This is a genomic window from Ferrimonas futtsuensis DSM 18154 (assembly GCF_000422645.1).
Taxonomy (GTDB): domain Bacteria; phylum Pseudomonadota; class Gammaproteobacteria; order Enterobacterales; family Shewanellaceae; genus Ferrimonas; species Ferrimonas futtsuensis.
Genome location: NZ_AUGL01000030.1, coordinates 1 through 14,751, shown reverse-complemented (window position 1 = coordinate 14,751; position 14,751 = coordinate 1). Strand labels below are relative to the sequence as shown.

The window sequence follows — 14,751 nt, the reverse complement described above, 5'->3', positions numbered from 1 at the left end:
CCTGTTAGGCAAGGATGCATTATGAAACCCAGATTTGAAGGGGGCAGCACTCTTTTGGTGCGCATCCCGCCCCACGAGTTCACTCAGACCCTGAGCTTCTACCGCGACATTCTCCAACTCGAGGAGGACGTCAGTTTCAGTAAACCTTCACTGGGCGCCTATGCATTCTGTTTTGGCGCGATGCGGTTGGTCCTGTGTGAAGTGGATTGCATCAGCCGTACGGAGATTTGGCTGCACCTGGCGACCGCAGACGAGTCCGATGCCGCTTTTTATCTGGCTCAACATGGCGTGGTCCGCCGGGATGAGATTGCGCCTTTGCCCGATGGCGACAAAGGGTTCTGGATCAGCGCACCTGGGGGACTGATTCATCTGGTCAGCAACCTGGGGCAACCCTTTGGCTGACCGGGCATAAAAAAGCCGGGTTCTGCCCGGCTTTTTTTGTTACTCGTCTGGGTAGACCTTCTCTTTAAATTCGCACAGGTCTTCGATGATGCAGCTGCCGCATCGGGGTTTACGCGCCAGGCAGGTATAGCGTCCGTGTAGAATGAGCCAGTGATGCACATCCACTTTGAACTCGGCGGGCACCACTTTGAGTAGCTTCTGCTCCACCTGATCCACATTTTTGCCCATGGCAAACTTAGTCCGGTTGGACACCCGGTAGATGTGGGTGTCCACGGCGATGGTGGGCCAGCCAAAGGCGGTGTTCAGCACTACGTTGGCGGTCTTTCGGCCTACGCCGGGCAGGGCCTCCAGTGCCATTCTGTCTTCGGGGACCTCGCCGCCGTGCTTCTCCACCAGAATTTGCGCCGCCTTGATGACGTTTTCCGCCTTGGTGTTATACAGGCCTATGGTCTTGATGTACTCCTTCACTCCCTCGGCCCCAAGGTCCAGCATCGCCTGCGGGGTGTTGGCGGCGGGGAAAAGGTTGCGTGTCGCCTTGTTGACGCTCACATCGGTGGCCTGGGCGGACAGGGCTACTGCCACCAGCAACTCATAAGGGGTCGAGAACTCCAGTTCCGTGGTGGGGTGAGGGTTGTTGTCCCTGAGCCGGGTCAGGATCTCCAGCCGTTTCTCTTTATTCATTCTCTGTTTGCGTTCCCTGTTCACAGCCTGTTTTGCGAAACCGGATCAGTTGGTGACCCGGGCACGCTCAATCTTAACGGCTTCTTTTTTCTGGGCAAAGGCCGACTCGACCTTGTCATTCAAGGCATTTTTAGCTGCGATGAGCAGACCCATGGCGATAAAGGCGCCGGGTGGCAGCAGCGCCAGCAGGAACGGGCTTTGCACCTGCCACAATTCAATGCGCAGGGCGGTGGCCCAGTCTCCCAGCAACAGTTCAGCGCCATCAAACAGGGTGCCCTGACCCAGGAGTTCGCGGACCCCGCCCAACAGGCACAGCACCAGCAGGAAACCCAGAGACATCATCAGGCCATCGAAGGCGGCGTGGGCCACGGAGTTTTTCGAGGCGAAGGCTTCTGCACGGCCGATGATGACGCAGTTGGTCACGATCAGAGGCAGGAAAATCCCCAAAGACAGGTAGAGCCCGTAGGCATAGGCGTTCACCAGCAACTGTACACAGGTCACCAGGGCGGCGATGATCATCACGTAGATGGGGATGCGAACCTCATCAGGAATCCCTTTGCGCAGGCCGGCCACCAGCATGTTTGAGGCGATCAGCACGACCATGGTGGCCAACCCCAGGCCCAGGGCGTTGGTCAGGGTGTTGCTCACCGCCAACAGGGGGCAGAGCCCCAACAGCTGAACCAGGCCGGGGTTGTTTTTCCACAAGCCTTGCCAGGCGATCTCTTTCAATTGGCTCATCGTTTCTCTCCACACTGAGGGGCAGAGGGGATCTCTTCTTTGAAGCGGCGCACATAGTTCAGGGTGTTGCGTACCGCCTTGGTGTAGGCGCGTGGGGTGATGGTGGCACCGGTAAACTGATCGAACTCACCGCCATCCTTCTTCACGCTGATGCGCTTGTCCTTCTCATCCTTCAGCCGATATCCGACAAAGCTCAGCACCCAGTCGGACTTGCGCAGCTCAATGCCATCGCCCAGCCCGGGGGTTTCCTTGTGGCTCAGGGTGCGAACCCCCAGCAGGTTCTCATTCCAGTCGATGCCCACAATCAGGTGGATATCACCGTTGTAACCGTCGGGAGCCGTGGTCTCCAGGGCCAGGCCCACCGGGCGACCCTCTTTGAGAGCCAAAAAGGCGCGCTGAGGTTCCTCGCTGCCCAGGTACTGGTGGCTGGTGATCAAGTGGCAGCTTTGATGCAGAGGGATGTCGTACTCTTCTGCCGGCAGAATCTGGTGCAGGGTTTTCAGCAATTGCTTTTGCTGCTGTTCGTAGATCCGCTCTTCGGTGAGCTGATGGGTCACCGCCACCAGCGCGGTGGCCGCCATGCCAAACAGCGCCAGCACCAGGCCATTACGTTTCATGGAGTTCAACATCAGAGGCTCCCGTGTCCGTAGGTGCGTGGGCGGGTGTAGTGGTCAATCATCGGCGCACACATATTGGCCACCAGCACGGCAAAGGCAAAGGCATCGGGGTAACCACCAAAGCTGCGGATAACGAACACCAGCACGCCGACGATGGCACCGAAGATCAGTCTGCCCCTGGGGCTGGTGGCGGCGGTAACCGGGTCGGTGGCGATGAAGAAAGCGCCAAACATGGCCGCGCCGGAGAACCAGTGGAACATCAGTCCGCCGGTGCCGTCGGGGTGCAACATGGTGCCGAGAATGGCACTGATGCCCAGGGCCAGCAGCACGGACACCGGGATCTGCCAGCGAATCAGCTTCTGCTGGAGCATAACCAGGCCACCCAGGAGGAAGCCCGCGTTCACCCAGACCCAACCCACGCCGAGGTTATCGACGAAGATCGGCTTGGAGAAACTCTCTCCGGCGGTCAGACCCAGGGTCAGGTCGGTCTTGAGGGTGTCCAGTGGTGTGGCCATGGTGATCCCATCCACACCCATAGACAGTTGGCTGATGGTCAGCTCCAGGCTGTTACTGCCGAGGAAAATCATCTGCAGAGTGTCACCGAAGTTCAGGACATTGGCTGCCAGGGCCTGGGGGGGCATCCAGGCGGTCATCTGTACAGGGAAGGAGATCAGCAGGGCGACATAGGCCACCATGGCGGGGTTGAACAGATTCTGTCCGAGTCCGCCGTAGAGCTGTTTGGCCACGGCAATGGCAAACAGGCTGCCCAGAACCACAATCCACCAGGGGGCCAGGGAGGGCATACAGATCCCCAGCAGCAGACCGGTCAGTACTGCGCTGTAGTCGCCAATGGCACTCATCACCGGGCGGCCGCGAGCCACCATGAACAGCGCTTCTACCAGTACCGCAACGGTAATGGCCAAAGCAATTTGAATGAGGTTGCCCCAGCCGAAAAAGTACCACTGGGCCACGATGCCGGGCAGGGTGCACAGTGCCACCCTCTGCATCACCTGATGAGTCTTGGTATGCACGGTGGCATGGGGTGAGGAGGCGATTTTAAAAGCCATCGTTTACTGCTCGTCCGTTCTAGGGGCAGCATCTTGCTGCGCATGTTCTTTGGCTGCGGCCTGTTTGGCCTTCGCTTTGGCAATAGCCCGCGCGACGGCCGCCTTTCTGGCTTCTTCGGCGCTGGCTACCTTGTCTTGAGGCGGGGTGTCAGCCTGCTCTTGCTGTTCGGCAGCCTTCTGGGCTTTGGCCTTGGCGATGGCGGCGGCCACGGCGGCCTTGCGTTTGTCCTCGGCCGGGGCGGGCTCGGCTTGCTCACCCTGGGCCGCGGCCTGCTTGGCTTTGGCCTTGGCGATGGCGGCGGCCACGGCGGCCTTGCGCTTGTCCTCCGCCGGGGCGGGCTCGGCTTGTTCACCTTGGGCCGCGGCCTGTTTGGCTTTGGCCTTGGCGATGGCGGCGGCCACGGCGGCCTTGCGCTTGTCCTCCGCCTGGGCGGGATCGGTCTGCTCGCCCTGGGCCGCGGCCTGTTTGGCTTTGGCCTTGGCGATGGCGGCGGCCACGGCGGCCTTGCGCTTGTCCTCCGCCTGGGCGGGATCGGTCTGCTCGCCCTGGGCCGCGGCCTGTTTGGCTTTGGCCTTGGCGATGGCGGCGGCCACGGCGGCCTTGCGCTTGTCCTCGGCAGGGGCGGGCTCGGCGTGCTCACCCTGGGCCGCGGCCTGTTTGGCCTTGGCCTTGGCAATGGCGGCGGCCACGGCGGCCTTGCGCTGGTCCCCGGCGGGAGTGATGTCGCTTGAACCCTCGGCCTGCTTGGCTTTGGCCCTGGCAACGGCGGCGGCGACAGCGGTTTTTTTCGGGTCTTCGGCCTTAGGTGGCTGGGCGTCGCGCTTGGCTTTAGCCCTTGCCACTGCGGCGGCTACGGCATCCTGTTGTGAACCGGGTGCCATCGTGGCATCGCCAGTTTCTGCCTTCTGAGCTTTGGCGGCTCGAGCCTGGGCTTTTCGTTGGGCACGCAGCGCGGCCATATCCTGCTCGCCGTTATTCTGTTCATCGGTTGCGCCAGGCTTGGCTTGTTTGATGCGTGCCAGTGCGGCCTGGACCGCATCGCTTTCTGGAGCCGGCGTTGAACCTCGGCGACGGGCGGAGGCGGCCTTGTGGCGATTTTCACGCTCTTGCTTCTCAGCCTCAAGACGGGCTTGTCGGGCCTCGAAACGGATCTTGGCGGTTTCCGCTTTCTGCTGTTTCTGCTCTTCGTGACGGATGGCGGCTTTGGCCACTCGATAGTATTGCACCAGCGGTATGTCCGACGGGCAGACATAGGCGCAGGCACCGCACTCGATGCAGTCACGCAGGTTCAGCGCCTGGGCCTTATCCAACTCATTGGCGCGGGCGTGCCAGTACAGTTGTTGTGGCTGAAGCTGCGCCGGGCAGGCTTTGGCGCACTCGCCGCAACGGATGCAAGCCAGCTCTCTGGCATTGCCCGGCAGCTCTTTTCGGCTTGGGACGAGAATGCAGTTAGTGGATTTGATCACCGGTGCCTTGAGGCTTGGCAGGGTAAAGCCCATCATCGGGCCACCCATGATCGCCTTTTGGCCATACAGTTGAGGCTTAAATCTGGTTTGCTCCAACAGCCAGTCGATGGGGGTACCCAGGCGCACCCAGTAGTTGCCAGGTTGCTTGCTGCGATCTCCTGTGACGGTCACCACCCGCTCTATCAGGGGCTCGCCATTGAAGATGGCGCGCTTGATGGCGAATACCGACCCGACGTTCTGCATCACCATACCCATCTCGGCAGGGAGAGTGCCGCTGGGCACTTCACGACCGGTAAGCACCTGAATCAGTTGTTTTTCGCTGCCCGAGGGATACTTGGTGGGGATCACTCGTACCCGCAGCCTTTCCGGATCGAACTGACTGTTCTTAATCGCCTGTTCGATGGCGGCAATGGCCTGAGGTTTGTTGTCTTCGATACCAAACAGGATACGCTTGGGGCCCAGCAGCTTGTCCAGGACCCGTAATCCTTGAACAATCTCTGCGGCAAACTCGCGCATCAGGGTGTCATCGGCCGTAATGTAGGGTTCGCACTCTGCGGCGTTGATCAGCAGCACCTCGATCGGGTTGCGAGGGGCCAGTTTGATGTGGCTGGGGAAGGTGGCGCCGCCCAATCCTGCAATACCGGCCAGGCGGATCTTTTCCAGAATCGCTTCCTGACTCAGTTCATCCAGGGACTTGATTGGGTGGCGCTCAAACCATTCATCCTGACCATCGGCACGTACGGTAATGGTCAGTTCCTTCAGGCCCGAGGGGTGAGCCGCATCCCAGTCGCCAATGGCTTCGATGGTGCCGGACGTGGGGGCGTGTACGGGCAGACTCATGGCGCCTTCGGCCTGAGTCAGGGGTTGGCCACGCTTAACCGTATCCCCCACTTTCACCAGCAGGTTGCCCGGTTGGCCAATGTGCTGGCTGACCGGAATGTGGAACAGTTCCGGCAGGGGCAGCAGGTCGATGGGCGTCTGGTTGGACTGCTCTTTGTTCTCCGGTGGGTGGATACCGCCCGGGAAATTCCAGAGTTTGCCGCTGTCGATCTCTTCAATCAGGGTCTGAATCATTCTTTATTCACTCCACCTCGGTGACCGCGATGCGGTTCAGATCCCAGTTCCAGTTCTGCTTGGTGGTCTTCACTGGAATCATGTCGATGCAGTCGACGGGGCAGGGGGCTACGCACAGGTCGCAGCCGGTACAATCTTTGGCAATGACTGTGTGCATCTGCTTGCCGGTGCCAACGATGGCATCCACCGGGCAGGCCTGAATGCACTTGGTGCAGCCAATGCACTCCTCTTCTCGGATAAAGGCCACGCGCTCGACCTGTTCTCCGCCTTCCAGAGGTTCGGGATCTACGCCCATCAGGTCTGCCAGCTTCTGAATGACGGCATCGCCACCCGGAGGGCAAAGGTTGATGGGAGCCTGGCCAGAGGCTATCGCTTCCGCATAGGGGCGACAGCCAGGGTAGCCACACTGACCGCACTGAGTTTGCGGCAGAGTGTTGTCAATCTGCTCGACCACGGGATCCGACTCCACCTTAAAGCGGATGGCGGCATACCCGAGGGCCACACCAAACACCAGGGCAAGCCCGGCGAGTACAAAAATGGCGATTAAAATACTGCTCATCGTCTATTTCACCAGCCCGGTGAAGCCCATAAAGGCCAGGGACATCAGGCCGGCTGTAATCATTGCAATGGAAGCGCCCTTGAAGGGCGCGGGGACATCGGCGGCGGCCAGTCGCTCTCTCATGGCAGAGAACAACACCAACACCACAGAAAAGCCTACGGCAGCGCCGAAGCCATAGATCAATGAGCCAAACAGGTCGTGTTGCTCCTGAACGTTCAGCAGGGCAACGCCGAGTACTGCACAGTTGGTGGTGATAAGCGGCAGGTAGATACCCAGGACCCGGTAGAGTGAGGCACTGGTTTTGCGCACCACCATCTCGGTGAACTGAACCACTACGGCGATCACCAGAATAAATGCCAGAGTACGCAGGTACACCAAGTCGAAGGGGATCAGCAGATACTGGTTGATCAGATAGCTGCACAATGAAGCAAGGGTCAGAACGAAGGTGGTGGCCATGGACATGCCGATGGCGGACTCCACTTTGCCCGACACCCCCATAAAGGGGCACAGACCCAGGAATTTCACCAGAACGAAGTTGTTCACCAATATGGTGCCAACCAGTAGCAGCAGATACTCTGACATGGAAATGAGGCTCGGATTACATTTAGCCCCCTATTATCGGTAATTGATTGGTCATAAACAACTGAGGAGCAATGGGGTTATTCACAGAAGAACGTCCAATAGCGACTTCGGTGGAATTATTGAACAGCTTCGCTTCGTTTTCAGTAGCTTGCACTGCACTTTTTCTCGGCGCTCCGGGCAAAAAGGCGTCACCCAGGCTGGCGCCCTTCCCTCGAATGACGGCGCAGAGCCGGGATGGGGCCAACAGGGAAACGTTTTATTGTTGGGGCGTGAGCCAGGGTGAGGGGAACTGTTAAGCGGGTCACGTATTTGAGTTTTAGCAGAAAAATGATGTTTATGAGTGAATTGTCGTCGAAACAGCGCTCTCTTAGGATTTTCCGCGTTTGCTTTCTCCTAGTTATGCGTCCAGGCCGAATGGCTAACATCTTACGACAGTCACTGACCGTCCTCTGACGTGCAAATGTCATCGGGAATCTCTAAGATGTGCGCGAATTTGGACCCAGGTTCAAACCTTGTTGTGAATGTGGAGAGGATGTGAAAGGAAGAGTCGCCGAAAGTGCACTGGTGTTTGCCATGGTGCTGTGGGCCAGCAGCTTTATTGCCCTGAAGCTGGCGTTTGTGAGTTATGACCCCTGGACAGTGATTGCTGGCCGCATGTGGGTGGCAACCCTTTGTTTCCTGTTGATGTGGAAGCGGGTTATGCGCTTTGAATATCGCCGCGGTGACTGGAAGGTGCTGCTGTTGTTGGTACTGGCTGAACCCTGCCTCTACTTCATTCTTGAAGCCATGGCGCTTCAGTACACCAGTGCCGGTCAGGCGGGCATGGTGACCTCTCTGGCGCCGCTGCTTACTGCGGTGGTGGCTTTTATCTTCCTGAAGGAGCGCCTGAGTCGCATCGCGGTCTTTGGTCTGAGCATCGCCATTGGCGGCGTCCTGATGCTGGGTACCGACGGACATGGCTCAGAGGCGGCGCCCAACCCCATGCTGGGGAATGCCCTTGAGTTTGGTGCCATGCTGTGTGCTGCTATCTGCAGCGTCTGCCTTAAGCACTTGAGCAGCCGCTACTCTGCCCTGACTCTGACGGCGCTGATGTCCTTCTCCGGTTTGATTTTCTTTACGCCGCTGGCGATGACTCTGGGTAACCCCTGGCATTGGGATGATCAGGGTATTGCTGCCATCGTTTTCCTTGGCGCCTTTGTGACATTGGGAGCCTATCTGCTCTACAACTATGCCATCGCTCATATGCCGGTGACTCGGGCGGCCAGTTTCGTCAACTTGATTCCGGTGTTCACCCTGGTGTTGGCCTACCTCATCCTCGATGAACGCATGACCATGATGCAATTGGGGGCTTGTGGGCTGGTGATGGTAGGCGTCGGGGTCAGCCAGATGCGCAGCCGCAAGAGTTCAACGCGGACTGCCGAGCAGCCTGGGTAGTGTGATGTGTTGAAAAAGGGAAGCCAGTGGCTTCCCTTTTCTATGCGTGAATCCTGGAAGGGGTGTCAGCCATCCACTGCTGCAGTTTCTCTGCGGGCATGGGGCGGCCGTACAGGAAGCCTTGAAAGATATGGCAGCCCATCTGCTCCAGCTGTATGCGTTGTTGGTTGGTTTCAATCCCCTCAGCGATAACCCCCAGGTGCATGTGCTGGCCAATGGCGATCATCGATTCCAGCAACGGCTGGCTGGTGCCCTGGTTCAGTTCATCCACAAAGGACTTATCGATCTTAAGCTCGTCCAGAGGCAGATCTTTGAGATAGGCGAGTGAGGAGTAGCCAGTCCCAAAGTCATCCAGAGACACCTGGAACCCCGCCTGACGAATCAACTGAAGTTTGCTGATGGTTTCAGATACGTCCTGAAGCAGGGCGGATTCCGTCAGCTCCAGAACAAAGCGACTGGGATCGATGGTGGTCTGATGAAGTTGACTCATTAGCTGCTCTACAAAGTCACTTTGGGCAAACTGCCAAGCGGAGACGTTGATGGAGATCCTCTTGGGGCAGCACCCCAGAGTCTGCCAATGCGATGCTTGCTTAAACGCAGCGGAGAATACCCAGGCACCCAGCTTTAGAATCAGTCCAGTCTCCTCCGCAACGGGGATAAAGCTGGCGGGCGAGATGGGGCGGCCGTCCGCTCTGTTCCAGCGAAGCAGGGCTTCGACACCCACCAGGTCGCCATTGCTGCGAATCTGAGGCTGAAAGTGCAGCTCGAAACCATCGTTTTCCAGAGCGTCTCGCAGCCCCCTCTCTATCTGGATTCGGTCGTTGATCTTGTCCTGGAGTTCAGAGCGGAATACGACGTACTGGTGACGACCATTGTTTTTGGCCTGGTACAGGGCAATGTCGGCGAACCTCAGCAGGTCCAGCTCCGTGGGCTTGTGGGTCGGCAGGCCATCAGGATAGAGCACCACTCCTATACTGCATCCGGCATTGAGCAGCCGGTCGCCTACTTGAAGTGGTTTGGTCATCAGGGCAATCAGCCCGTCTGCCATCCTCCTGGCCTGGGCCTCCTCCTGATCCGGCTCACAACTCTGAACCACCACAAATTCATCGCCCCCCATACGGGCAACAAAGACAGAGTCATCCAGGTGTTCCCTGAGCCTGCGTCCCACGCCCCGTATCACTTCGTCACCGACATCATGACCCAGGGTGTCGTTGATGGTTTTGAAGTGATCCAGGTCGAGAAGGTACATGGCGGCGCCTTTGGCCTGGGTTCGACACTCCTCCAGGTTGTGCCTCAGATGCTCGTGGAGCAGCGCCCTGTTGGGCAGTCGAGTCAGGTAGTCTTGATAGGCCATCTGTCTCATCTTGTTTTCGGCGCTTTGTCTCTGCAACTCGGCACCTGCTTTTGCGGCAAAGATCTCCAGGATCTCCTGCACCTGTTTCACCTGGGTCAGCGGTTTGCTGTCCAGCACGACCATGATGCCAATGGGGTGATTGTCGGGATCATAGATGGGTGTGCCGATGTAGGATTCGATGCCGAGCTCTTGAAGAATCAGGTCATCCGGAAACTGCTCCTGAACCTTGTGTTGATAGACACAGGTCTGCCTTCCTGCGACATTTTCACAGGGGGTGGCCGCCAGATCATAGGTGAAATTCTCCATGATCTGGCCATCAGAACAGATGGAATAGGTGGTGATCTGATTCCAGTTGTCTTTATTGGTCTGCAGCCCGATGAAGGCCATCTTTGCGTTGAACAGTTTGGCCAGAGTCAGTACCAGGTTGTCGAAAAACTGATTGCTGTACCTGTCGGCCAGACCACGCGCAATCTCTTTGATGGCGGTTTCGGCATGGTATTCACTGGTGACGTCGATGTGGTAGATCACCACTCCCATGGTAACGCCACTGTCAGAGCGAAGCGGATAGGCCCTGAACTTCAGCCATCGCGTCCTGTTGGGTATTAGCCCGCCATACTCCTGTCCCTGGTCCAGGCGCATCGTGGCGAACTCCCGATGTTCCCCATCTGGCAGATCAGCAAAGTAGATCTCCAGGTCCAGATCGCTAAGCTCCAGCAGATTAAGGAGAAAGTCCTGATCATCATCGCACAGGTCTCGTTTCCAGAATCGACGGCTTGCCTGGTTGGTTTTGATGACTCGTCCATCCAGGTTCAATACCTGGATGCAGGCGGGAGTCTGGTCCAGCACAATCTCCCACATAGGGCTGTCAGGCTGCGACTCCAATAATGAGGAGGGGCGGGGGGCTCCGGCGCTGTCTGTGGGTTGAACTTGCTCTGTGATTATTGCCTGTAACATCAGCAGCGCCATCCCGAACAAGCTCAGGCCAGAGGCGTCCAGCCAGTACAGGAGAGGGGAGCCCAGTATCCACTCTCCCGCGAGAGTCAGAGGTGGCAATGCCAGGGCAAGGGCCAGCAGAATCGCCGCCTGAGGTCGTCCATTAAGGTGCATTACAAAGCAACGGCTCCACCCCCAGCCCACTAGGCACAACCCCAGAATCAGCGCCAACAGCCCCGAACTGCCCGGACTGCCTCTCAGCATATAGACAGTTTGGCCCCAGGGCAGCAAGGCCGGTTCGTAGGAGACCTGAGAGGCGATGCGCAGCGGCATAGGGCCCTGCATGTTGGCCAGAAACAATCCGATGCAGGCAATGCTCAGGCCAATGGCCCATGGCTGAATCCGTTTCTGGCGGCTGAAATAGGCGATGAACAGAAAAAGGCTGATAAAGAGAAAGGGAAGAAGCGCCGTCTGACATTTCATCACGGTACTGTGAAGCGCCAGATCTGAGCTGGGCATAATGTAGGCGTAGCAAAGCTGCTGAGCCGCAATGCAAAGGGTCACGACACCAAAGGCCAGCCGTTCCCGCCAGACCAGCCCCCGGGATTTTAGAGTGAGGATCTGCCAGGCAATATAAAGGGATACTCCGAATGACCCAATACTCAACAGCTCGGCCAGGGGGTGACTGCTCGTCTCTACCATGGTTCGTGGTCTGCCTTAGGCATTTTCGAATACGATTTCGACCCAGTGTAACAATAAGGCAACATAATCGGTAGAGGCAGATTTGGTTATGGCCGCCCTAAAGCCTGAGTAAAAAACATCTGTGGTAGCAGGCAGATTATGGGGGGAAGCTTAAGGCTTGGGTTGCAGCTGTGGGCGGAGCCCTTCGCCTGTAGGATTGCAGTGTAAGGCGTGCTGCGCAGCACCGTTTTGGCCAGGAGAGGGGAGTGGCGTCATACTGGCAGTTAAGGAGGAGAGAATGGAAACGCTTACCCTACAACAGAAACAAACCCTGTTAACTCTGGCTCGCAATGCCATAGGACGGCGTCTGGGGCTCCCCGGTCGCGAGGTGCAAAGTGAGCGCCAGTTATTGAATCAGGCCATGGCATGTTTCGTGACCCTAAAGATCAAAGGTGAACTCAGGGGCTGTGTTGGCACCTTGGAACCCCGTCACCCTCTTTGGCAAGGAGTGCAGCGCATGGCCGTCGCGGCCGCGTTTGAGGACAGCCGTTTTGCCCCACTGACTGCCGATGAGTGGCCACAAGTTAAAGTGAGTATCTCTCTTCTGACCCCATCTGAGCCCCTGTTGGTGTCCGGAGAGACAGAGTTACTGCAGAGGCTGACACCCGGAGAGGACGGGCTTACCCTGGATTTCGGGCAGAATCACGCAACCTTCCTGCCTGCGGTCTGGGAGAGCCTGCCGAAGCCTGCGGATTTTGTTTTACACCTTAAGCGCAAAGCGGGGCTGGATCCCGAGTTTTGGAGTGACAAGATTCACTGGTTCAGATACCACGCCATTAACTTCAGTGAAGCCGAGTCCGGCTCCGTCTAGCTTTTAAGCCATTCTGACGGGAATGCGCTGGCGGCCAAAGTGACCCGGTTCATCCTGAAAGACACCGGGGATTTTCTGATGACAATCTGGACAGGCTCCTCGATGAAGGTTCCACTGTTCCAGCAGATACCAATTACGTCCAATAAGAAGCTTGCCACAGTGGGGACACCAGGTGGTGTCTCCGGCTTGGTCGTGGACATTACCCGTATAGACATAGTTCAGGCCCACCTCCTGAGCGATCCGCCTGGCCTGAATCAAAGTGGCTTTCGGGGTAGCAGGTTTCTCCAACATGTGGAAGTCAGGATGGAAGGCGGAAAAATGGATGGGCACATCCGGCCCGAGATTGTCTGCTATCCAAAGACACATGGCTTCAATCTCCTTCGGAGAGTCATTTTCGTCGGGAATGAGCAGATTCGTCAGCTCCAGCCAAACTTGTGTCTCCTGCTTTAGATAGATCAGGGTATCCAGAACAGGTTGAAGTTGGCCGTGACACAACTTTCGATAGAAGCGCTCTGTAAAACCCTTAAGGTCCACGTTTGCGGCATCCATATGTTTGAAAAACGCTTCTCTGGGGCGTTCATCGATATACCCTGCGGTCACTGCGACCGCCTTGACCCCCTGTTCGTGACAGGCAATGGCTGTGTCCACGGCGTACTCCATAAAAATCACCGGGTCATTGTAGGTAAAGGCCACGCTGGCGCATTGGTGAGATTTGGCCGTATGAGCGAGTCGAGAGGGGGTGGCTTCATCAGCCAGGGTATCCCACTGGCGGGACTTGCTGATGTGCCAGTTTTGGCAGAATTCACAGCTTAAGTTGCACCCCGCCGTGCCGAAGGAGAGTACCGAAGTGCCCGGGAGAAAGTGGTTGAGCGGTTTCTTCTCGATAGGATCGATGCAAAATCCACTGGAGCGTCCATAGCTGGTAAGAACTATGGCTCCACCTCGGTTAGCCCTGACATAACAGGCGCCACGTTTACCTTCGCGCAGTTGGCAGTGACGCGGGCAAAGATCACACTGAACCCGGCCATCTTCGAGGCGATGCCAATAGAGGGTAGGGTGTGCTCCTGTCAGGGAGGAGTTGGTCTTATCCATAAGGAAACTTCGCCGTTTTGACGTACTCTTAAAAAGTATACCTCTAAGGCTGTGAGGAGGGAGTCATGAATGTACGTCCTGCTGCCGTGTCTGGCAGTTTCTATCCTGCCGACGCACTGGTGCTGGATCAGCAGTTAAATGACCTGATTCAGCCGACTTTTGCACTTGGTGTTCCCAAGGCGATCATCGCCCCCCATGCGGGTCTTCAGTATTCAGGTGCCGTGGCCGGCCATTTGTACGGCTCCATGGAAGCCGTGGCGTCCAGGATCACCAGGGTTATCTTACTGGGCCCCAGCCATCGAGTTGCCTTCGATGGTTTGGCATTGCCGGAATCCGATGCCTTTGCCACCCCTCTCGGCGACCTTGAACTGGACGCTGCTTGTTGCCAGCACTTGGCTGAGATGGAGGGAGTGGAGATTAGGCAAGACGCCCACGCACGCGAGCATTCCCTGGAGCTGCAGCTGCCCTTTATTCAACACTGTTTTAAGAAGGCCAAACTGGTGCCTCTGGTGGTTGGTGATGCGTCTGCGTCCTTGGTGGCCAAGGTGTTGAAGCGGGTTTGGGGCGGGGATGAAACTCTGATCGTTGTCAGTTCAGACCTCAGTCACTTCCTCGATTACGATCAGGCGAAGGACAAGGATGGTCTTACATGTCGTCAGATTGAAACCCTGCACGGCGGGCTTAATGGGGACCAGGCTTGCGGCTGTCGCGCCATTAATGGGTTGGTGCTTCTCGCCAAAGAGAGAGGAATGCAGATTCGCAGGGTCGAGTATCTGAACTCAGGTGATACTGCTGGTGACAGAGAGCGAGTGGTGGGCTACGGCTCCTTCACCATTTATGAAGCCTGACCGGATAATGCCAACGAGGCACCATTGAACGACTTGGCCGGGCGTCGAAAGGCGTCCGCTATCTTGGAGCTGTGTGGGCTGATTAGTTTTAACTCTATGATTCTTAAATTCTGTTTCTAAAAAAATCCCGCTTGGCTACTTGCTGCTCAAACAATTGCTGAAACCGAAAATTTTGGTGCACTTTGGTTGACTCCCGCCTCGGTGGGTTTTATTATGCGCCCCGCTTTCAGGGAACGGCAAACACCGGTTACTGAAAATGAAAAATCGGACGCGGGGTGGAGCAGCCTGGTAGCTCGTCGGGCTCATAACCCGAAGGTCGTCGGTTCAAATCCGGCCCCCGCAACCAACTTC

General features: G+C 57.3%; 13 protein-coding genes and 1 tRNA gene. 5 read left to right on the top strand and 9 right to left on the bottom strand.

Features of this window, described 5'->3' with window-relative positions; genetic code table 11:
- Positions 1–21: 21 nt before the first annotated feature.
- Positions 22–402 (top strand): VOC family protein, encoded by a 381-nt coding sequence (locus G505_RS0116650; RefSeq protein ID WP_028110572.1) that lies wholly within the window; start codon positions 22–24, stop codon positions 400–402.
- Positions 403–441: 39 nt separating this feature from the next.
- Here the strand turns inward: G505_RS0116650 and nth are convergent, their stop codons facing one another.
- From nth to rsxA, 7 genes are read right to left on the bottom strand one after another with little or no spacing between them, the layout of a single operon-like run.
- Complete coding sequence (gene nth / locus G505_RS0116645; RefSeq protein WP_028110571.1) at positions 442–1,083, bottom strand: endonuclease III; 642 nt, start codon at positions 1,081–1,083, stop codon at positions 442–444.
- A 45-nt stretch (positions 1,084–1,128) separates the two neighbouring features.
- Positions 1,129–1,821 (bottom strand): electron transport complex subunit E, encoded by a 693-nt coding sequence (locus G505_RS0116640; protein WP_028110570.1) that lies wholly within the window; start codon positions 1,819–1,821, stop codon positions 1,129–1,131.
- On the bottom strand, positions 1,818–2,450 hold the full coding sequence (gene rsxG, locus G505_RS0116635; protein ID WP_028110569.1) for an electron transport complex subunit RsxG: 633 nt from the start codon (positions 2,448–2,450) through the stop codon (positions 1,818–1,820). Before rsxG ends, G505_RS0116640 begins: the two co-directional genes overlap by 4 nt.
- A complete protein-coding gene (rsxD, locus tag G505_RS0116630) occupies positions 2,450–3,505 on the bottom strand; it encodes an electron transport complex subunit RsxD (RefSeq protein ID WP_028110568.1) in 1,056 nt (351 codons plus the stop codon). Before rsxD ends, rsxG begins: the two co-directional genes overlap by 1 nt.
- Before the next feature lie 3 nt (positions 3,506–3,508).
- Entirely contained in the window at positions 3,509–6,046 is a 2,538-nt protein-coding gene (gene rsxC, locus G505_RS0116625; RefSeq protein WP_342662895.1) for an electron transport complex subunit RsxC, read from the bottom strand.
- Positions 6,047–6,053: 7 nt separating this feature from the next.
- Positions 6,054–6,605: an electron transport complex subunit RsxB gene (gene rsxB, locus G505_RS0116620; RefSeq protein WP_028110566.1), complete on the bottom strand. Its 552-nt coding sequence runs from the start codon at positions 6,603–6,605 to the stop codon at positions 6,054–6,056.
- Positions 6,606–6,608: 3 nt separating this feature from the next.
- Positions 6,609–7,187, bottom strand: coding sequence for an electron transport complex subunit RsxA (gene rsxA / locus G505_RS0116615; RefSeq protein ID WP_028110565.1), 579 nt, complete (start codon positions 7,185–7,187; stop codon positions 6,609–6,611).
- A 534-nt stretch (positions 7,188–7,721) separates the two neighbouring features.
- On the opposite strand from rsxA, the gene G505_RS0116610 reads away from it, so the two are divergent.
- Complete coding sequence (locus G505_RS0116610) at positions 7,722–8,621, top strand: DMT family transporter (RefSeq protein ID WP_211219989.1); 900 nt, start codon at positions 7,722–7,724, stop codon at positions 8,619–8,621.
- 40 nt (positions 8,622–8,661) lie between these two features.
- Here G505_RS0116610 and G505_RS21860 read toward each other — a convergent pair whose 3' ends face one another.
- Positions 8,662–11,610 carry an EAL domain-containing protein gene (locus tag G505_RS21860; protein ID WP_051216374.1) on the bottom strand — a complete coding sequence of 983 codons (2,949 nt, stop codon included), beginning with the start codon at positions 11,608–11,610 and terminating at the stop codon, positions 8,662–8,664.
- Between the two features lie 277 nt (positions 11,611–11,887).
- Here G505_RS21860 and amrA point away from each other — a divergent pair, with 277 nt between their 5' ends.
- Positions 11,888–12,460 carry an AmmeMemoRadiSam system protein A gene (amrA, locus tag G505_RS0116600; RefSeq protein ID WP_028110563.1) on the top strand — a complete coding sequence of 191 codons (573 nt, stop codon included), beginning with the start codon at positions 11,888–11,890 and terminating at the stop codon, positions 12,458–12,460.
- A gap of 3 nt (positions 12,461–12,463) precedes the next feature.
- Here the strand turns inward: amrA and amrS are convergent, their stop codons facing one another.
- Positions 12,464–13,552, bottom strand: a complete 1,089-nt coding sequence (gene amrS / locus G505_RS0116595; RefSeq protein WP_051216372.1) for an AmmeMemoRadiSam system radical SAM enzyme — start codon at positions 13,550–13,552, stop codon at positions 12,464–12,466.
- Positions 13,553–13,617: 65 nt separating this feature from the next.
- Here amrS and amrB point away from each other — a divergent pair, with 65 nt between their 5' ends.
- Both amrB and G505_RS0116585 read left to right on the top strand, forming a co-directional pair.
- Positions 13,618–14,400 carry an AmmeMemoRadiSam system protein B gene (amrB, locus tag G505_RS0116590; protein ID WP_028110561.1) on the top strand — a complete coding sequence of 261 codons (783 nt, stop codon included), beginning with the start codon at positions 13,618–13,620 and terminating at the stop codon, positions 14,398–14,400.
- 269 nt (positions 14,401–14,669) lie between these two features.
- A tRNA-Met gene (locus G505_RS0116585) sits at positions 14,670–14,746 on the top strand.
- The last annotated feature ends 5 nt before the right edge of the window (positions 14,747–14,751 follow it).